19 protein-coding genes are annotated in these 18,084 nt (G+C 74.2%); 7 read left to right on the forward strand and 12 right to left on the reverse strand.

Annotated elements, in window-relative coordinates:
- Positions 1–35: 35 nt before the first annotated feature.
- Positions 36–725, forward strand: a complete 690-nt coding sequence (locus tag ACFVVU_RS02740; RefSeq protein ID WP_387788017.1) for a beta-glucanase — start codon at positions 36–38, stop codon at positions 723–725.
- Positions 726–851: 126 nt separating this feature from the next.
- Here the strand turns inward: ACFVVU_RS02740 and ACFVVU_RS02745 are convergent, their stop codons facing one another.
- Complete coding sequence (locus ACFVVU_RS02745) at positions 852–1,223, reverse strand: hypothetical protein (protein ID WP_380689017.1); 372 nt, start codon at positions 1,221–1,223, stop codon at positions 852–854.
- A gap of 253 nt (positions 1,224–1,476) precedes the next feature.
- On the opposite strand from ACFVVU_RS02745, the gene ACFVVU_RS02750 reads away from it, so the two are divergent.
- Entirely contained in the window at positions 1,477–1,878 is a 402-nt protein-coding gene (locus ACFVVU_RS02750; protein WP_387788019.1) for an SHOCT domain-containing protein, read from the forward strand.
- Between the two features lie 123 nt (positions 1,879–2,001).
- Here the strand turns inward: ACFVVU_RS02750 and ACFVVU_RS02755 are convergent, their stop codons facing one another.
- On the reverse strand, positions 2,002–2,412 hold the full coding sequence (locus ACFVVU_RS02755; RefSeq protein WP_355359061.1) for an organic hydroperoxide resistance protein: 411 nt from the start codon (positions 2,410–2,412) through the stop codon (positions 2,002–2,004).
- A gap of 134 nt (positions 2,413–2,546) precedes the next feature.
- Here ACFVVU_RS02755 and ACFVVU_RS02760 point away from each other — a divergent pair, with 134 nt between their 5' ends.
- Positions 2,547–3,083 (forward strand): MarR family winged helix-turn-helix transcriptional regulator, encoded by a 537-nt coding sequence (locus tag ACFVVU_RS02760; protein ID WP_387788021.1) that lies wholly within the window; start codon positions 2,547–2,549, stop codon positions 3,081–3,083.
- 39 nt (positions 3,084–3,122) lie between these two features.
- Here the strand turns inward: ACFVVU_RS02760 and ACFVVU_RS02765 are convergent, their stop codons facing one another.
- The 9 genes from ACFVVU_RS02765 to ACFVVU_RS02805 form a co-directional block, all read right to left on the reverse strand.
- A complete protein-coding gene (locus tag ACFVVU_RS02765; protein ID WP_387788023.1) occupies positions 3,123–5,165 on the reverse strand; it encodes a PIG-L family deacetylase in 2,043 nt (680 codons plus the stop codon).
- Positions 5,166–5,544: 379 nt separating this feature from the next.
- Complete coding sequence (locus ACFVVU_RS02770; protein WP_387788024.1) at positions 5,545–5,928, reverse strand: VOC family protein; 384 nt, start codon at positions 5,926–5,928, stop codon at positions 5,545–5,547.
- Positions 5,929–6,047: 119 nt separating this feature from the next.
- Positions 6,048–7,241 (reverse strand): methyltransferase, encoded by a 1,194-nt coding sequence (locus ACFVVU_RS02775; RefSeq protein ID WP_387788026.1) that lies wholly within the window; start codon positions 7,239–7,241, stop codon positions 6,048–6,050.
- 249 nt (positions 7,242–7,490) lie between these two features.
- Positions 7,491–8,390: an STM4011 family radical SAM protein gene (locus tag ACFVVU_RS02780; protein WP_387788027.1), complete on the reverse strand. Its 900-nt coding sequence runs from the start codon at positions 8,388–8,390 to the stop codon at positions 7,491–7,493.
- 11 nt (positions 8,391–8,401) lie between these two features.
- A complete protein-coding gene (locus ACFVVU_RS02785) occupies positions 8,402–9,856 on the reverse strand; it encodes an STM4012 family radical SAM protein (RefSeq protein ID WP_387788029.1) in 1,455 nt (484 codons plus the stop codon).
- Positions 9,853–10,695, reverse strand: a complete 843-nt coding sequence (locus ACFVVU_RS02790) for an STM4013/SEN3800 family hydrolase (protein ID WP_380682955.1) — start codon at positions 10,693–10,695, stop codon at positions 9,853–9,855. Before ACFVVU_RS02790 ends, ACFVVU_RS02785 begins: the two co-directional genes overlap by 4 nt.
- A 53-nt stretch (positions 10,696–10,748) precedes the next feature.
- Positions 10,749–12,044, reverse strand: coding sequence for an STM4014 family protein (locus tag ACFVVU_RS02795; RefSeq protein ID WP_387788030.1), 1,296 nt, complete (start codon positions 12,042–12,044; stop codon positions 10,749–10,751).
- A gap of 10 nt (positions 12,045–12,054) precedes the next feature.
- Positions 12,055–13,011 carry an STM4015 family protein gene (locus ACFVVU_RS02800; RefSeq protein WP_387788032.1) on the reverse strand — a complete coding sequence of 319 codons (957 nt, stop codon included), beginning with the start codon at positions 13,009–13,011 and terminating at the stop codon, positions 12,055–12,057.
- 72 nt (positions 13,012–13,083) lie between these two features.
- Entirely contained in the window at positions 13,084–14,037 is a 954-nt protein-coding gene (locus ACFVVU_RS02805; RefSeq protein ID WP_387788033.1) for an STM4015 family protein, read from the reverse strand.
- A gap of 229 nt (positions 14,038–14,266) precedes the next feature.
- On the opposite strand from ACFVVU_RS02805, the gene ACFVVU_RS02810 reads away from it, so the two are divergent.
- The 3 genes from ACFVVU_RS02810 to ACFVVU_RS02820 all read left to right on the forward strand — a co-directional run bounded on the left by ACFVVU_RS02810 (position 14,267) and on the right by ACFVVU_RS02820 (position 16,579).
- Positions 14,267–14,593 carry a hypothetical protein gene (locus tag ACFVVU_RS02810; protein WP_387788035.1) on the forward strand — a complete coding sequence of 109 codons (327 nt, stop codon included), beginning with the start codon at positions 14,267–14,269 and terminating at the stop codon, positions 14,591–14,593.
- A 110-nt stretch (positions 14,594–14,703) separates the two neighbouring features.
- Positions 14,704–15,837 carry a DUF6745 domain-containing protein gene (locus tag ACFVVU_RS02815; protein WP_387788037.1) on the forward strand — a complete coding sequence of 378 codons (1,134 nt, stop codon included), beginning with the start codon at positions 14,704–14,706 and terminating at the stop codon, positions 15,835–15,837.
- A 196-nt stretch (positions 15,838–16,033) separates the two neighbouring features.
- On the forward strand, positions 16,034–16,579 hold the full coding sequence (locus tag ACFVVU_RS02820; protein ID WP_380682943.1) for a YciI family protein: 546 nt from the start codon (positions 16,034–16,036) through the stop codon (positions 16,577–16,579).
- A 116-nt stretch (positions 16,580–16,695) separates the two neighbouring features.
- Here ACFVVU_RS02820 and ACFVVU_RS02825 read toward each other — a convergent pair whose 3' ends face one another.
- Entirely contained in the window at positions 16,696–16,905 is a 210-nt protein-coding gene (locus tag ACFVVU_RS02825; RefSeq protein WP_355359097.1) for a hypothetical protein, read from the reverse strand.
- A 249-nt stretch (positions 16,906–17,154) separates the two neighbouring features.
- On the opposite strand from ACFVVU_RS02825, the gene ACFVVU_RS02830 reads away from it, so the two are divergent.
- Positions 17,155–18,081, forward strand: coding sequence for a hypothetical protein (locus ACFVVU_RS02830; RefSeq protein WP_387788038.1), 927 nt, complete (start codon positions 17,155–17,157; stop codon positions 18,079–18,081).
- The last annotated feature ends 3 nt before the right edge of the window (positions 18,082–18,084 follow it).

The following is an 18,084-nucleotide window of genomic DNA, read 5'->3' on the forward strand; positions in this document are numbered from 1 at the left end:
GGGCCGCCGCGCCGCCGGGTACCGGGGAGGCAGCCGTGGCCGTCGTGTTCGACGCGGACTTCACATCGACCAGCCAATGGGTCGCGGGGCGCAGCAGCGCCTACCCCCGGATGGGGCCGACCAATCGGGGCGACCACAAACTCGACTTCCTCAGCCGCGCCTACTGCCCCGACGGCCTGTTCACCGCCACCCGGCGGCACGGCGGGGACCTGTGGACGTGCAACCTGCTCACCACCGAGGGCAGCCCGGACGGCTTCCAGCTCCGCACCGGCGACACCCTGAGCGCGCAGGTCACCCTGCCCGTCGCGCTGGGCGCCTGGCCGGCGATCTGGACGTGGCGGGACGGCGGCAACGAGATCGACGTGTTCGAGTACCACCCCGACAACCCGGACCTGCTGGAGATCTCCAACCATGTCCGGGGCGGCTACCGCTACTGGCACGGGGCCGACGCCGGCATAGCCCCCGGGGCCAGCTTCGGCCTGCGGGCCGTCTTCGGCGCGTACTCGGTGGACTGGTTCGTCGACGACACCCTCATCCACGCCGACCGTCGCGGTGTCGGCTCCGACTGGCACGCCTACCTGATCGTCAACCTGTCGGTCGCGGACGGCACGTACCACGCCCGTCCGCCGGCCTACGGGCCGGACCGGTTCGGCTGGACCTGCCACAGCCTGCGGGTGGAGCGCGGCGGCCCGGGTGCGGGAGCGGGATCGCCGGGGCGGGCGTGACCGGGGGGCGTGCGGTGGTGGCCGGTGCTCGGGCGGTCGGTGTTCGGGCGGCCGGTGTTCGGGCGGTCGGTGTTCGGGCGGCCGGTGTTCGGGCGGTCAGTGTTCGGGCGGTCAGTGTTCGGGCGGTCAGTGTTCGGGCGGGAACATCGCCGTGATCAGGCCGCGCGGGCCCGAGCGCTGGAACCAGACCACCCGCCGGTACGGGCCGATGTGCGCGGGATACGTCACGTAGAGGTCGTTGCGCGGCGCGGACTCGTTGCCGGGCGAGAGCGCCGCGTCCACCGCGTTGGCGGCGATGGTCCGCAGCAGTGCGTGCGCGGTCGTCGCCGCGGCGTCGGGCGAGATGGCCAGCGCGGTGAGCTCGAACCAGAGCACCGTGGAGACGTAGCCGATGGCGGAGTGGCCGAGGGCGGCATGAGGGCGGTGGTCCTGGTAGCGGAGCAGCACCCCGGCCGCGACGAGGCGCTCACGGTCGTCGGCCGGCGGGTGGTGGTTCATGGGGCGAACGCTACCCGGCCCGGTGCGGGCGGGCCCGGGTCCGGGGGATTCCCGGATCGCCGGGCGGGCGCCGACGATGCTCGTCGGCGCTATCCGCGCCGTGCTCCCCGCCCCCGTCCCCGGGTCGCCGTCCCGGCTCCTCACGCCGTCCCGACGGGCGCGGGCGCACGATGGTGGTGAGGCGCCGATCGCCCCGGTGCGGGCCGGCCGTCACGGCCGCCACCCGCCCGGCCGGGGTGGTGAGGAGGTCGTGATGAGGTACTGGAACGGCCATGGCTACGGCCATGGGTTCGGCGGCTGGGGCCTGGGTCTGATGGCGCTGGGGCTGCTGCTGGTGGTGCTGGCGCTGGTGGCCGTCGCGGTGGTCCTGGTCCGGCAGTCGCGGGCGCCCGGGCCGCCGTCCAAGGGCGCTTGGGTCGCGGGCCCGCCGGGTCCGCCCGGTCCGCCGGCCGGGGCGCCGTCGGGGCCGTTGCCCGAGCAGGTTCTCGCGGAGCGGTTCGCGCGCGGTGAGATCGACGCCGAGGAGTACCGGCACCGCCTGGACGTGCTGCGTGAGACGGGCGGCGGGCCGACGCCCGGCGCGCCGCCGCCTGTTCCGCCCGCCCCGTCCGGCCCGCCTCCGCCGCCGCGTCCGCCCGAGGCGCCGGGCGGCTGACGCGACGGGGCCCGCCGCGCACCTGCGCGACGGGCCCCGTCGACCGCTCGGATGGTCCGGCTGCTCGACCCGCTCGATCGGTTCGATCTACGCGACGTGCGTGACCTGCGTGACCTGCGTGACCTACTCGACGACGAGCTCGACCGGGATGTTGCCGCGGGTGGCGCGGGAGTACGGGCACACCTCGTGGGCCTTCTTGACCAGCAGTTCGCCGGTCTCGCCCGCCAGCGCCTCCGGCAGCTCGACCCGCAGCACCACCGAGAGGCCGAAGCCCTCGCCGTCGCGGCCGATGGAGACCTCGGCGGTCACCGAGATGTCACCGGTGTCCACCTTCGACTGGCGGCCGACCAGGCTCAGCGCGCTGGCGAAACAGGCGGAGTAGCCGGCCGCGAACAGCTGCTCCGGGTTGGTGCCCTGACCGCTGCCGCCGAGGCCGGGCGGCATGGCCAGGGCGAGGTCGAGCTGCCCGTCGGAGCTGACCGCGCGGCCCTCCCGGCCGTTGGCGGTGGCGACTGCGGTGTAGAGCGCGTCCATGTCCGTTCCCTTCCGTCCTGCGGTTCGAAGTCTCGGTCCGGCGGTCCGGGCGGGCCGCCTGCCGGAGATAAGTAGAGCACGCAATTCAATTGCGCACAACTCAATAGTGCGTGCGTCCTCGCTACCATGGACCCATGACCGAGCCGACCGAGCCGACCGCGCTGTCCGACCTGCCTGACGTCCCCGAGCTCTCCGACCTCTCGGACCTGCCCGACGACGCCGATCTGCTCCGGCTGGACCGGCAGATCTGCTTTTCGCTGAACGCCGCCTCCCGTGCCTTCGGGGGCGTCTACCGGGTGCTGCTCAAGGACCTCGGCCTGACCTACCCGCAGTACCTGGTCATGCTCGTCCTCTGGGAGGACGGCGACCTGCCGGTCAAGCGGATCGGTGAGCGCCTGCGGCTCGACTCCGGCACCCTGTCCCCGCTGCTCAAGCGGCTGGAGGCGGCCGGCCTGGTGCGCCGCGAGCGCAGCCCCGAGGACGAGCGCTCGGTCACCGTCAGCCTCACCGACGAGGGCTCCGCCCTGCGGGAGCGCGCCGGTCTGGTGCCCCGGCGCCTGCTCGCCGCCACCGGTCTGCCCGTCGAGGAGCTCGCCGCCCTGCGGGCCCTGCTGGACCGGCTCACCCTCGCCCTCGACACCGCCGTCCCGGGGCTCGCCGCGGAGGACTGAGTCCGACCCGGGCGTCGGCGGCAGCGACCGCGGCCGGGCTCAGTTCCCCGCCGCTTGCCAGGGGTCGAAGGGGCTGTCGGCCCCCGGGCCGCTCTGCCGGGCGGTGCGCAGGACGGCGTCCGGCCCGAGCGCCAGGACGACGCGGTGGCCGACGGCGTCGAGTGCCACGGTCGGCGCGCCGACGATCAGCCGGCCGAGGTCGGACCACGACGCGGCGGAGCCCCGGTTGGCGGCCGGCTGCGAGGCCAGGCTGATCCCGCCGGCGGCGTTGCGGATGGCCACGGTCGTCCGGCCGTCGGTGCCGGTCACCGCGGCGACACCCTCCAGACCGGCCGGGCCGCCCAGCGACTCCGGTGTGGTGGTCCAGGAGCCGTTCGGCCGCACGTAGCGGGTGACGACCTGTCCGGTACCGGCCTGGTGGAAGAAGAGCCCCAGCCGGCCGTCCGCGGTGCGGCTCGTGGTGAGCGGTCCCGCCGGGGGCGGGCCGAGGAAGGCGGCGTCCCGGACGAAGGGGCCGCCGGGTGCCGACTGCCGCCAGTGCCCGATCCCGTCCCTGGTCGGCGCGAACAGCTCGACCCGGCCGTCGGTGGCGAGGGCGGCGGCCAGGCCGTCCCGCACCTGGGTGCCGCCGAGGTCGGTCCAGTCCGCGGGCCAGCCGCCGTCGGGCAGTTGGCCGAGCGCGCTGACGCCGCCGCCCGCGTTGCGGACGAAGACGGTCAGCCGCCCGTCTCCGCCGAGGACCGGGACGGGGCTGCCGATGAACCCCGGGGTGACGCGGTCGGGGTTGCCGAGCACCGTCCAGTCGCCCCAGCTGCCCGGGGCGGTCTGGGCGACGGTGACGATCCGGTCGTCGTCGAGCCGGACGCCGAACAGGTGGATCAGCCCGGCGGCGTCCCGCACCACGCCGAGCGCGGCCGCGAGGCCCTCGCCGCCGGGCACGGGCACCGGTCCGCTCCATGCGCCGCCCGGCCCGGACTCGCGCCAGGCCTGCACCCGGTTGTCGAGCACGGCGAAGGCGTTCAGCGTGCCGGTGCCGTCCTGCGCCGCCCATGCGGTGCCGTTCGACCAGCGCGGATACTGCCGGGACGGGAAGTCCGCGTAGAAATTCGCCTCGTCCGGATTCGGCTGGGGGTCGTACGCGCCGGAATATCCGCCGCCGGTTCCGGGGCGTTTCGGTCCCAGATAGGCGAGAAAGGTCTTCTTCTTCTCCTTCGCGGAACTGGCGGGAAGATTCGGCGGCTCCATGCGCACGTTGTAGTCGCGGTAGTTCCGGAGAATCACCCGGCCGTTTCCGTCCGGTCCGTGATAACCGAGTGCGGCCTTTCCGGCGAATCGCGCGGCGGCGATGTGGTCGGCGTGGTCGGCGGGATTGAGCGGATCGCGGCTGTAGCCGTACGGCACGCGCGGGTCCTGGGCGCGCAGCACGGTCGGGCGGAACCGTTCCATCAGCTCGGTCAGCGTGGCCACGAGCTCGTCGTGGGTGTAGTCCTGGTGCGCGTACGCGGGGTCGCACTCGCCGTCCGCAGGCAGGCTGCCGAGCGTGGACTGGTGGGACGGCCCTCCCGAGCCCTCGGTGAAGAGGGTGTCGAGGGTGGCCCGGTTGCCGCCGTCGGGGTAGTTCCCGTCGCCGCCCTCGTGCAGCCTGAGGAACACCAGCTTGATCTGCGGCGCCTGGTCCAGGGTGTCGAGCTGGACGGTCTTCCCGCCGGTCAGCCGTAGTGCGGTGGTGCTCCAGGTCGGCTCGGCCACCCCGGCCAGCCGTGCGTGCGCGGCCCGGGCGCCGGAGTTCCGGCTCTCGGAGTAGGCGCACGGGCTGCCGAGCGAGGTGCCCGGCGTCTCGCCGCCGGTCAGGTAGACGGTGACCGACGGCGCCGCGTACTGCCGGTTCAGGTCCGGGTTCATGAAGAGGATGTCGTCGTCCTGGTGCGCGACGATCTGCAGGAACGATTCGTCGCCCGATGCGGCGGATGCGACGGCCGCGGTTGCCGACTCGGTGAGGTCCTTCGGGGTGGCGCCGACCGGCGCCTGGGGCGCGCTCAGGGCTGCCACGAGCAGCGTGCCCACAATCTTCGGAAATCGCATCGAGCCCCCGCTCTCCTTGCCCCCGAGCAGGAGATCGGTGGTGTCGCCCGGTCGGTCCGGAACGGACTATCCCCAAGGCGATCGGCCGACGTCAAATCCCGGTCGGCGAACCCCGCCGATCGTCGGGGGTGCGGGCCGGACGCCTCGTGATGAATCCCACAGAGAACGGATGAAGTCGATCACTGCTCGCATAGCGCTCTGTATCGCTACAAACCGGACAATGGGCGGGCGGATCATTGGGGAGGAAATCCGGGTAGGGGCCGATTTCGGGTGACCGGGTCTGCCGCGGGCGGCCCGTGGGGGTCCAGGGGCGGCGGGCATGCCGACGCCCGGCCGGGATCGTCCCGGCCGGGCGTGCGAATGTCGGATCCGGCGGCCGTCAGCTGTTGGTCCGCTCGTTCAGGCAGAGGATGTTTCCCTCGCTGTCCTTGAACCAGGCGGCGCGCATGCCTTCGGCCTCCGCGACGCCGTTGACGGTCTTCAGTCCGGGTATGTCGTAGTCCTCGAATTCGACGCCCCTGCCGCGCAGCGCGGCCATCTCCGCGTCCAGATCGGGAACCTTGAAACTGGCCAGGGTGTGGGCGGCCTGGCCGCCGCTGGGTGTCTCGTAGATGCCGAACTCGGTGCCGCCGCATTCGAAGGTCAGGTCGCCCTCCGGGCCGGCGTCGGTGAGTTTGAGGCCGAGGGTGTCGGTGTAGAAGGACTTCGCCCGGGCCAGGTCGACGGCAGGGATGATCGCCACCAGGGGTGCGTCTCCAAGCATGCTGATCGCCTCCTCCCTCCAGCGTAGGTACGCCCCACTGGGCTCGGCCACGCAGGACGACCACCGGACGCCTCTTGGACGGCCGGTGTGGCTCGCTGTGCCCGGCGGACGACGGGGCGTCACACCGGGACGAGGCGCCACAGCGATGTCACCTCGGCGGCGCGGGCCGCACCGAGCGGATCGATGTCCCAGACGCCGGTGCGTCGGGTGGCCCCGGTCGCGCGGGGGTGCCGGGGGCGGATGTCGAGGCGGCCGGCGACGCGCAGACCGGCGGCGGCGAAGGCCGCGTGAAGGTCGGCGCGCGAACGCAGACCGAGGCGCTCGGCGAGGTCGGAGAGGATCAGCCAGCCTTCGCCGCCGCGCGCGAGGCGCTCCGCCAGCCCCCCGAGGAAGCAGTGCAGCATTCGGCCGCCGGAGTCGTAGACGCCCTGCTCCAGAACGGAGGTGGGCTCGGCCGGCAGCCACGGTGGATTGCAGACCACCAGACCGGCCCGCCTGCCGCCGGGCGGGTAGAGGTCGGTCCCGGCCGCTCGGATGCGGTGGGCCAGGCCCAGGCGGCGCGCGTTGTCGCGGGCGCAGAGCAGGGCTCGCGGATTCACGTCGGTGACCAGCACCCGTCCGGCCCCGCGTCGCGCCAGGACGGCGGCCAGTACTCCGGTGCCGGTGCCGAGGTCGAACACCGTCCCGCCGTCGAGCGCGGCGGCGGGAATCGGCGCCCGGGCCACCAGGTCGACGTACTCGCCGCGGACCGGGGCGAACACGCCGTAGCGCGGATGGACACGTGCACCGAGTGCGGGCACATGCACGCCCCGTTGGTGCCACTGCCACGCGCCGAGGACGCCGAGCAGTTCCCGGAGCGCGACCAGTCGCGGCCCGTCGGACGGTCCGTACGCCTCGCGGCAGGCCTGCCGGACGTCGGGTGCGCGGCGCAGCAGGAGGGCGTGGTCGGCCTCCAACCGCACCACGAGATGGCCGAGCAGACCCGCGGTCCGGGCGCGCTCACGCCTCTGTTCCCGGAACGCCTCACCCGGGGTGGTCGTGCCGGCGGCTCGTTGTGGGCGTGCCTCGCGTTCGGCCCGGCGGGCGAGGGCGGTGAGCAGCTGGCGGGCGCCGTGGTAGTCGCCCTGCCAGAGCACGGCGGCACCCTGGGAGATCAGCCGGTGGGCGGCGTCGGCCCGCAGCCGGTCGTCGGCGAGGACGACGCGGTCGGGTGGCGGCGCGCCGGTCTCGCTGTGCCAGCGGGTGGTCGAGGGATCAGCAGGAGTGAGGGCGGTGACGGTTGTACCGGCGTCGGTGCGGGTGGTTGCGAGCACTGGGACTCCTCGTGGTCGAACGTGCGTAAGGGCACGAAGGACACGCCGACGAGGAGGGGAACAAAGGTGCGTCAGACGCGGTGCGGCTCCCCGGTCGGCGTGCCGACCGAGGAGTCGCCGAGCACCAGGCCGGGTACGGCGCGGCCTGCCATGAGCGGCCCCTTTCGTGGGATCACTGACGTGCGGACCACGGTCACGGTGTCACGCGCTGCGGTCGTCCCGCAACCGGATTTGTCCGGTGGCGGCTCGTCACCAGGTGTGCGGGATGCGCTCCAGGACACCGCCCGCGAAGACGTCGTACAGCGGCAGGGTCTCCAGGTGGACGTAGCCGATGTGGCAGTCGCAGACCGGCAGCGGGCAGGGGCGCGGGGCGAGCCGGGCGCGGTAGGAGCCGTCGTAGAGGTTGCCGAGTTCCTCGCGGACGAAGTGGCAGCGGCGGACGGTGCCGTCCCCGTCGACTGAGAGCACCGACTCGCCGGTGCGGCAGGGGCGGCCGGCGCTGGGGTGGGCGTGGCGGCTGAAGCCGAAGTGCGGGTCGAGCGCGGTCCAGGCGGCCGCCTCTTCGTCGGTGTAGGTGTACCCCTCGGCGGCGTTGATCCAGAGGTAGACGGCGGGGGACAGCTCGGCGCGCAGCCGCCGGGCCGCCGCCAGGTGCTCCGGCTGCCCGACCACCCCGATGCTGTACCGCGCGCCCAGGGCGTCGAGTTCGCGGCACTTGGCGAGGAAGCGGCCGTGGTCGACCTGGCCGGGGTGGTAGGTGACCCAGAGCGCGAGGGTGTCGAGGTCGGCCTCGGCCAGCCAGCCGGTGCGGCAGCTGAGATTGGTCTGGACGGCGATCCGCGGGACGTGCGGCAGATGACTCAGCTCCACCATGGCGCGCCGGTACCAGGACCGCACCAGCGCCTCGCCCCAGGGGGTGAACAGCACCGAGACGGTGTCGCCGGTGCCGGCGCGGCCGGCCACCCAGCCGGCGAACCGCTCCAACGCGGCACGGTCGGCGCGCAGTTGCCCGGGCGTGTCGCGTCGCTTGGCGAACGGGCAGTACGGGCAGTCGTAGTCGCAGGAGGCCAGCGGGCCCCGGTAGAGGATGCCGAGGTCGACGGGCTGATCGGGAGCGGCGTCGGGGGAGGCGGACGCGGCGGTGGGCATGCCGAGGAAGGTCATTTCGCCTCGTATCCGGCCATCAGCGTGCGCACCTCGGGCGAGAACAGCATCGGCCCGACCGCGTCCGAGTGCGCCAGCCCCTCGGGGGACAGCCGCAGTCGGTGGGCCGTGTCCGCGTCGTCCGCCAGCCAGCCGCGGGCCGCGAACTCCGCCAGTTCGGCGGGGAAGTCCTCGGTCGGCGTGCCGCCGAAACGGGCCCGGTACTCGCCGAGCGCCAGCCCCTCGGCCTGGAGCAGCGACTGCACGAGGTGCCGCCGCCGTGCCTCGGCCGGTGTCATCGCCCGGCCGACCACGGCACGGTCGAACGACTCGGTCGCCACGTAGTCGTCGATGATGCGGCGCACCTCGGTCGCGTCCACCGCGTAGTCGAAGGAGTAGTGCAGGCGGGACGTGTAGGAGCGGGCACCGCAGCCGAGGCCGACCATGCCGTCGGTCTGGCAGGCGTACTCGCTCACCCCGGCCTGTGGCGCGGCCGCGCGGCGGAACATCCGCATCGACACCTGCTGGTAGCCGTGGGCGAGCAGGTGGTCGCGTCCGGCGCAGTAGAGGGCCAGCCGGCGGGCGTCCCACTCGTCTGGGCCCTCCGCCTCCCCGCGCCGGGCCAGGCCGGTCAGCGGGCGCACGTAGAGCGGGTAGAGGTACAGCTCCTCGGGCTGCCAGGCCAGCGCGGCGTCCAGCGAGTGGAGCCAGCTCGCCTCGGTCTGGCCGTCGATGCCGTAGATGAGGTCGATGTTGAGGACCGGGAACCCGGCGTCGCGGATCCGGCCCAGCGCGGCCTCGACGTCGGCGCGCTTCTGCGGGCGCACCGCCGATCGCGCCTCCGCGTCCACGAAGGACTGCACACCCAGGCTCAGCCGGGTGGCGCCCCGCTCGGCGAGCACCGCCAGACGGTCGGCGGTGGCGGTGGCGGGGGAGGCCTCGACCGACAGCGGGACCGCCCGCAGGTCGGCGCCCATCCGGTGCTCGGCGATGTCGCAGAGCCGCTCCAGCTCGGCGGCGCTCAGATAGGTCGGGGTTCCGCCGCCGAACGCGGCGAGCGCGAACCGGGCGCCCTCGTCCAGCGCCGCGCGCACGGCCACGGCCTGCCGGTCCAGCGCGTCCAGGTAGGCGGTGGTCAGGCCGTCGGGGCCGCCGATCCGGGTGAACAGGTTGCAGAAGCCGCAGCGCACCTCGCAGAACGGGATGTGCAGGTAGAGGGAGAGCGCGTGCTGCGGCTCGCCCGCCCACAGCTCGCGCAGCGGCGGCCGGTCCGACAGTTCCCGGTAGGCGGTCTTGTGGGGGTAGGCGTAGACGTACGACTGGTAGGGGGGAGCGTACGGCGGCTCGGCGACGGGCTCGGCGACGGGCTCGGCGACGGGCCCGGCGGTCGGCTCGGCTGTCGGCGTGGAGCCCGGCACGGAGGGGGGCGCGGGCGCCGGGTCGTGGGCCGGCCGGGCGGGGGCGGTGGTCATGCGGTCTCCTCGGCGGGCGCGGCGGACGGCGGGGTGCTCGCGGGGAGCGTGAAGTGCGCGTACGGGACCGTCCAGACCACCTCGTGGCCGATCCGGTGGCCCGTGTAGCCGTCCTCCCCGTAGGCCGTGCCGTGGTCGGAGCAGACGATCGCGAAGCACGGCCGACGGGCGCTCATCGCCGCGAACAGCCGGCCGATGTGGGCGTCCACGTACTCCAGGGCGGCGGCGTGGCTCGCCCGGCTGTCGCCGTGCTCGCGCGTGGCGCCGGGCAGGTGGAACCAGTTCGGCTGGTGCAGCGCCGAGACGTTGAGGAAGAGGAAGAGTGGCTGGTCGGTGGGCTGCTCGGCGGCGACCCGCTCGGCGCGGGCGACCTGTTCCTCGAAGGAGGTCGGCGAGGGGACGCCCATCTCCGGTGACCAGTGGCTCTCCTGGAAGAGACCGGGCAGCACCGACCCGAGCGGGCCCTGCTTGTTGAAGAAGCCGACCCCGCCGATGCAGACCGTCCGGTAGCCGGCGCCGGCGAGCGCGGTCGGGAGGTCCGGGGCGTCGAACACCCAGGTGCGCGGCGCGGTGCTCTCGGAACCGGCGAACCGGGCGGCGAACAGGCGCGGGTGCGGCCCGTTCGGCGAGGCGGGGGTCGGCAGGAAGCCGGCCAGGATCGCCTGGTGGGCGGCGTAGGTGAAGCTGCCGGGGGAGTGCCGTCGCTCCCAGCGTCCGCCGGGCAGGTGGGCGGCCAGGTGGGGGATCCGTCCGGCGGCGGCCAGTTCCTCGGCGACGTCGAAGCGCAGGGTGTCGAGCGTGACGAGCAGCAGGTCGTGGCTGCCCACCACCGCGTTCATGTCGGGCGAGTCGGCGGGGACGGCGGGGGCGGGGGTGCTGGGGCGGTGGTTCATCAGGGCTGTTCCGTACGTGGGTGGATCGTTGGTGCGGGTGCGGGTGCGGGTGCGGGTGCGGGTGCGGGTGCGGGTGCGGCTGCGGCTGCGGCGTCGTGGGTGGGTGCGGCGCCGAGGACGGCGAGTTGGGCGGCGTAGGTGTCCAGGCCCTCGGCGGGGCCGCCGGGCAGGCCGGTGAGGCCGGGCAGCAGGTCCCCGAAGGCGTTGACCTCGCCGACCACCGTGCGTCGCCACGCGGCGGTCGGCAGCACGTCGACGCCGACCATCGGGGAGTTCGGGAAGCAGGCCGCCGCCCGTTCCGCCGTCTCCAGCAGGTCCGGCCAGGCCGGTCCGGCGGCCTCGCGGGCCAGGTCGAGGCTGCCCCGGGCGCCGCCGAGGTGGAGGTTGGTCATCGGCTGGGCGCTGGTGCGGACCACCGCATGGGTGGCCCGTCCGGCGACCACCACGACCCGCAGATCGGCCGAGCGCCCCGACTGCGAGGCCTTCGGCACCCACTGCTCGACGTGCAGGCCGTCCGGGGCGAGGCGGTCGACCAGCTCCGCGACCAGTCGCTCCTCCCGGTAGCGGCGCACCCGCAGCGAGTTGTGCAGCCGCCCGTCGGCGAGCTCCACCGAGGTGGTGGCCCGCAACTGGCCGCGCGGCCCGAACTCCAGCGCCACCACCCCCGACGCGGAGGAGCCGTGGGACGGTTTGACGAAGACCCGGCGCAGCCCGTCGGCGTCCAGCCGGGCACGGAGGTCCTCCCAGCCCGTGACGGTCGCCCCGCCGAGGGCACGCGGCACCGGCACGCCGGCGCGCGACAGCAGTGCGTGCGTGCGCCGCTTGTCGAACATCACGGAGATCTCCTCCGGGTCGCCGAGCAGCCGCACTCCGGGGGTCCCGGCCAGCGCGCGCAGCGCGGCCGTCACCCCGGCGTACCAGGCCGCGCCGCCCTCGACCCGGGTCGGCGCGTACTGGGCGCCGAGCGCCGGTCCGCGCAGCAGCGCGTCCACCGCCTCCTCCTCTCCCGGCGACTCGATGCGCAGCACGGTGCCCTCGGGCAGCCGGTACGCACCGCGAAGCAGGTCGAGCCAGGGCAGGACGGTGGGCTCGGGCAGGCCGGCGGCCCGGGCGGCGGCCGCGAACAGCGTCACCCGGCGGTGGCCGGGATTGCCGAGCACGGTCAGCCGCCCGTCCGGCGGGAGCCGGTGCTCTGGCCGGGGCGGACGCGGAGCCCGGGCCCGGGTTGGGTCGTCGGCCCGGGTGGCGGCCCCGCCGGCGGTCCGGTCGGCGGTCTGGGGGGTCGTCGTCAGCATCGGTGCCCGCCTACTCGGCCACCGCGACGTAGCGCCACTCGTCCTCGTCGTCCTCCTCGGCGTCGGAGAGGTCGACCTCCACGCCCGGCAGGGCCTGGTGCACCCGCTCCTGCATGGCGTCGGTGAGGTAGTGGTGGTGCAGATCGAGGGACTTGAGGTGGGTGAGCGGCTGGCCGTCGAGCAGCGCGGCCGCGCCCTCGTCGCTCAGCACGCCCATGGCCAGGCTCAGCGATTCCAGCTGCGGCACGACGGGGGCGTGCGCGACAGCGGCGGCGATCTCGTCCTGGAACTCGCTGTTCTCCAGGCCGAGGTGGCGCAGCGACGGCAGCCGGGTGCCGGCCAGGAACGGTGCGAGGTCGTCGATCGTCGCGTCGCCCCCGTACTCGTCGACGCCCAGCCACAGCTCCAGGCGCTCCAGCGCGGGCAGTTCGCTGGCCGCGACCGCCCGCACCACGTCGTCGGGCAGCCCGCCGCTCTCGAAGCGCAGGTCGGTCAGCCGGTCGTGCCGGACCGGGTGGAGCACGAGTCCGTTGCCGCCGCGTACCACCAGGTCGGTGAGCTGCGGGAACGCCTTCAGCACCGGGGTGATGTCCGACATCTCCAGCCAGGAGATCTCGCAGTCCTCGGACGTCACGTCGGCGATGAACAGCGCCTCCAGGGCGGGGAACCGCTCGGCGTCGGCGACGATCCGGGCGAGCGTCTCGCCCACCGGCACGTAGTCCCGCATCCACCAGGGGCCGATGAGCAGGGCGCGAACGGCGGCCGGGTCGACCGCGGCGAGGAAGGCCGACCAGACGTCGTCGAAGCCGGCCTTGGAACCGTAGCCGACGGCCAGCCGCCAGGCGGCGGCGTCCGCAGCCGGCAGCTCGTCGATCAGCCTGTGCCGGTCGCCCCGGTGGGGCTCGTTGAGCGAGAAGGTGACGACCGGCAGGTGGAGGAAGCGGTCGACGGATTTGGTGATGAACACGGGTGCCCCCCTGGGCGGCATGACTGGCGCTGGTGCTTGAGCGGATGCGGGTAACGGACGGGTGGGCGCGGGCTACTCGGCGACGGCGACGTAGCGCCACTGGTCGTCGGGCCGGCCGGCCCCGGAAAGGTCGATCACCGCACCCGGCAGGGACTCGCGCAGCCGCTGCTGCATGGCGTCGGTGAGGTAGTGGTGGTGCAGGTCGAGGGACTTGAGGTGGGTGAGCGGCTGGCCCTCCAGCAGCGCCGTCGCGCCCTGGTCGGTGAACACGCCCATCGACAGGTTCAGCGACTCCAGCCGGGGCACCACCGGGGCGTGCGCGACGGCGGCGGCGATCTCGTCCTCGATCTCGCTGTTCTGCAGGCCGAGGTGGCGCAGCGCGGGGAAGCGCGCGCCGTCCAGGAACGGCTCCAGGTCGGCGAGCCTGGTGGTGCCGCCGTAACCCGCCACGCCGAGCCAGAACTCCAGCCGCTCCAGCGCGGGCAGCTCGCTCGCCGCGACCGCCTTCGGCACCTCGCTCGGCAGGCCGCCCGACTCGAACCGCAGCGCCCGCAGGTGCTCGTGCCGCACCGGCCGGAGCGAGATGCCCTCGCCCCCGCCCGATTCGTCGGAGGCACCACGCACGACCAGCTCGGTGAGCAGCGGGAAGGTCGTCAGCACCGGCGTCACGTCGACCATCTGGATCCAGGAGATCTCGTTCTCCTCGTACGTGATGTCGCCGATGAACAGGCCGCGCAGGGCGGGCAGCCGGTCGGCGGCGCCGAGGATCGCGGCCAGCGGCCCGGCGAAGCTCTCCGGGCCGTCCTGCGACCACTCGCCGACCACCACGGCGGTCACCCGGGCGGTGTCCACGCGCTCCAGGAACTGCTGCCAGCGCGTGGCCCAGTCCTGGTCGGCCTCGAACTCGACGGCGATCTTCCAGGCCGCGGCGGCGGGCTCGGGCAGCGCGGCGCCCTCGTCGACGGCCGCGACGAAGTCGAAGACGGGAAGGCCGTGGAACTCCTCGATGTGGTTGTTGACCGTCATGCGCTGCTCCTCGGAGGGTCGGTGCGGGCCGAACAAGTGTCTACCAGCCCGGACCGACAATCCGGTGCCCGGGGCGTCGCCCGGGCGCGTTGCACTCTGCTCCCCGCACGCCCCGCCGGCCCCGTCCGGCACAGCCGCCACGCGGGTACCGGGCGTCGTTGTCGGACCCTTGCCCTATGGTCCGTGACGTGGGATTCCGATGCGTCGTCGAGTCGGCGAGGGAGAGCTGATGTTCCGTCAGGGAGACGTGCTGTTGGTGCCGGTGGAGGAGCCGGCGGTGCCGGGCCGGGTGGGTTCGTTGGCCGTGCAGCCCAGGGACGTGCGGGGCCGGCTGGTGCTGGCACTGGGCGAGGTCACCGGGCACGCGCACGCCGTGGTCGGCCCGGGGGAGCTGCGGCGCGAGTCGGGGCCGTTCGGCACGGCGTGGCTGCACCTGCCGGAGGGCGGCCGGGTGGTCCACGAGGAGCATGCGGCGATCCCGCTGCCCAAGGGCTGGTACCGGGTGGTCCGCCAGCGCGAGTACGTGCCGGGCGCGGTGCGCATGGTCGCGGACTGACGGACGGACGGCGCGCGCCGGGGCGCGCGGACGAGGGACCAGGATCGGGGCGGGCGCGTGGCGCCCGCGGCACGGCCGGGCGGGGTGCCCGGCCGGGAACGGAGAGTGTGATGGTGACTGGACAGACGGCACCGGCCCCCGTGGCGGGCGGGCCGGCCGAGGTGACGGCCCGCTGGCGGGCTGCGGCCGCCGCCACCGGCCCGGCCGACCGGGTGGGCGTCGAGCGGGCGGTGCGGGCCGCCTACCGGGCGGCCGGCCTGGCCGAGCCCGCCGCGGTGCGGTGGTTCGGCTCGCCGCAGGCGGCCGTCGAGGCGGCGCTGGAGCTGCGCGCGGCGGGCGCCGTGACAGTGCGCGAGGCGGTCCGCACCCTCCCGTGGGACGCCGTGCGCCGGCAGGCCGTCGAGCGGACCGGCGCGGCCGGCTGGGCACCGCTCTGGGCGCTGACCGGCGGCGAGCTCGGCCCGGTGACCAACGCGCTCGCCGACCGGATCCGCGGCGCCGTCCTCGACCGGCTCGCGCCCGAGCCGGACACCGAGAACGACGATGACGACGTGGTCGAGGCGGCCCGCGAGCGCCGGACCGCCGTCCGCCTCGCGTTGCTCGACGCCGTCCGCGGCCAGCACGACGCCCCCTGGTTCGCCGCCTTCGAGGCGGCCGGGGTGCTCGGCTCGTCGTCGGACGCGCCGGGCGGCCCTGCGGGCGAGGCGATCGCCGCGCTGGCCGAGGTCGCCGGCAGCGCCGGCTGGTGGTGGCCGTACGCGGACGTGGCACTGGTCAGCGAGCGCCCGGTCGCCCTGCACCGCGACGAGGCCGGCCGGCTCGACCGCGCCGACGGCCCGGCCCTGGCATACTCCGACGGCTTCGCCCTGCACGCCTGGCGGGGCATGCCGGTGCCCGCCGAGTTCCTCGCCGGGCTCGGGACCGTCACCGTCGAGCGAATCCGCACCGAGGAGAACGCAGAGCTGCGCCGCGTCCTTCTGGAGCACTACGGCTACGAGCGGTACCTGACCGACTCCGGCGCCGTCCCGGTGCACCAGGACGAGACCGGGGTGCTCTGGCGGATCGAGCTGCCCGACGACGAGGCGGTGGTGATGGTCGAGGTGGTCAATTCCACCGCCGAGCCCGACGGCACCTTCCGCACCTACTGGCTGCGGGTGCCGCCCAGCACGCTCACCGCCCGCGCCGGGGTGGCCTGGACCTTCGGCATAACCGAGGCGGAGTACCACCCGCAGCGCCAGACCTGAGCGCGTGGTGCTCCGCGCGGGGCGGCCGGTCCCGGAGGGCGGTGCGGCCCGGGGCGTCCTCGTTCCTTGACAACAGCAGAGGGAAGCGTCGAAGGGCCGCTTCATCAAGGGGAGCCGATGCCGCGCGGGCCGGGTTGCCGAGGCCGGGGTGGAAATCGGGTCGACGCGCCGGGTCGGGGGGCGGCACCCTGCGGGCATGGAGTTCTTCACCTACCACCGGGACCGGCCGCACTCCGGGTCGCTGCGCCAGGACCTGAGGGAGGAACACTGGTCCTACATGGACCGGTTCGCCGCCGAGATGATCGCCCGCGGCCCCACCTTCGGCGACGCCGGCACCCCCACCGGCAGCGTCCACATCCTCGACCTGCCGGACCCCGCCGCGGCCCGCGCGTTCGCCTTCGACGAGCCCTGTTACCAGGCGGGCGCCTACCGGGACGTCCTGGTGCGCCGGTGGCGCAACCTCCTCGGCCGCACCATGGCGGAGTTCCCCGGCGGCCCCACGGGTGGCGACCGCTACCTGGTGCTCGGCCTCGGTGCCGGCCGGCCCGCCGACCTCACGCCCCCGCCCGACCGCGACGAGCTGATCGCCTACGGTCCGCTCCTCTCCGACGACGCCGGCACCTGGCTGGGCACCGCCGCCCTGCTCCGCGCCCCCGACCCGGACGCCGCCGGGGCCGTCCTCACCCCGCACCACTACGCCGCCGTCGAGGTCCACCGATGGGAGTTCGGCGGTCGGCGCTGACCGTCCCGGGGCCGACCGTCCTGGCGGGTCCGGCCGGGTGGACGCGGCACCGCCCGCGCCTGGGGCGGGCGCGGGCGGTGCGTGTTCGATGCTGCGTGTCCGGTGCGGCGGTGGGGTCAGTGGACGTCGATGCCGTCGAAGGAGCCGATGATGGCGTCGCCGCCGACGTTGGTGATCTCGCCACCGGCGAGCTGGTTGCCGGTGCCGATCACGGTGATGGTCGTCGTGTTGACCGTCACCTCGTCGGCGAAGGCCTGGGTGGTGGGCAGGGAAACGGCGCCGATGGCGGCGATGAGGACGGCGAAGGTACGGACGGTGCGGTACATGGTGGGTATCCCTTCGTGAACCAACGGTGCTTCAAACCCTAGATACCGGGGCCGCGTCAAAGATAGGCATGTCACCCGAAGGGGTTGATGTGCGTGTCGTCCGAGCCTGTCCGTCGTTAGCGTCTGAATGGCCCTGATCAGGGGGGCGCGCATCGGGAAAACCGGATTGCGAGGCCACCGGCGCGCTGTCACAGTGCACCTACGGCCGAGCTCCGACCGGAACGAGGGCCGGGGGACGGGGGAGGGCCCGTGACGGTGTCGCGATCACCCGCCGAACTGGCGGCGGCCTACGCTCAGCCGCCCTACCGCATGCCATCGCCGCCACCACGGGAGGGCCACCAGCTGGTCCTGGACGTGCTGCTGCCGTGGCGGCTGGCGAGCCGGGTCTACGGACCGTACCGGATGATGCGGCTGACCGCCTCCGGGGTCACCGCGGCCGTCGGTGCCGACGTCCTCGGCCCGTACGCCCAACCGGTCGTGACCAGGGCCGCCGCGCAAACGCTCGACCCGGTCGTCGAACGCCTGCTCACGCCGCGCGCGCTCCTCGGCCTCGGCATCGTCCTGTTCCTCGTCCGCACGGTCACCGGCACCTGGACCTCCGGCGACCTGCTCATCGAGCTGATCGGCGAGGACAGCGTCGTCATGCTGCTCACCGGCCCGATCGCGTTGCTGCTGGCCTGTGTGCCGCTGGTTCTCCTGGCCTATCCGGGCACCCGGCGGCAGGTGGGGCGGCTGGTGGCGCGGCCGCTGCTGGTGGGGGTGTTCACCGCCGTCGTGTTCGTCGTCATGATGCGGTCGGCCCTCCTTCCGTTGGCCGGCGTGCTCCTGCTGTGGCTGGCGCCGTTCAACCTGTGCGTGCTCTACCTCGTGCACCGCAACTCCTTCGCGGTGCGTGCGCATCCACTGGTGAGGCCCCTGGTGGCGACACTGCTGGTCTGGCTGACCGCGCTCGGGCACGTCCTGTTCGTCGACAGGGACGGGACCTCCACCCACGGCGCGGCCCTGGTCGCGCTGGTCGCGGGCCCGGTCGGGGTCACGGTGACGGCGGTGATCGAGATCGTGCTGCTGCGGCGCCGCCACGGGGTCGGGTTCCGTGGACCGCTCGGACCGCTCGGACCGCTCGGACTGCCCGGTCCGCTCGATGCGGCCGGGTCGTCCGGTCCGGCCGGGTCGTGATCG

It is taken from the genome of Kitasatospora sp. NPDC057965 (assembly GCF_042887135.1).
In the GTDB taxonomy this organism is placed as follows: Bacteria; Actinomycetota; Actinomycetes; order Streptomycetales; family Streptomycetaceae; genus Kitasatospora.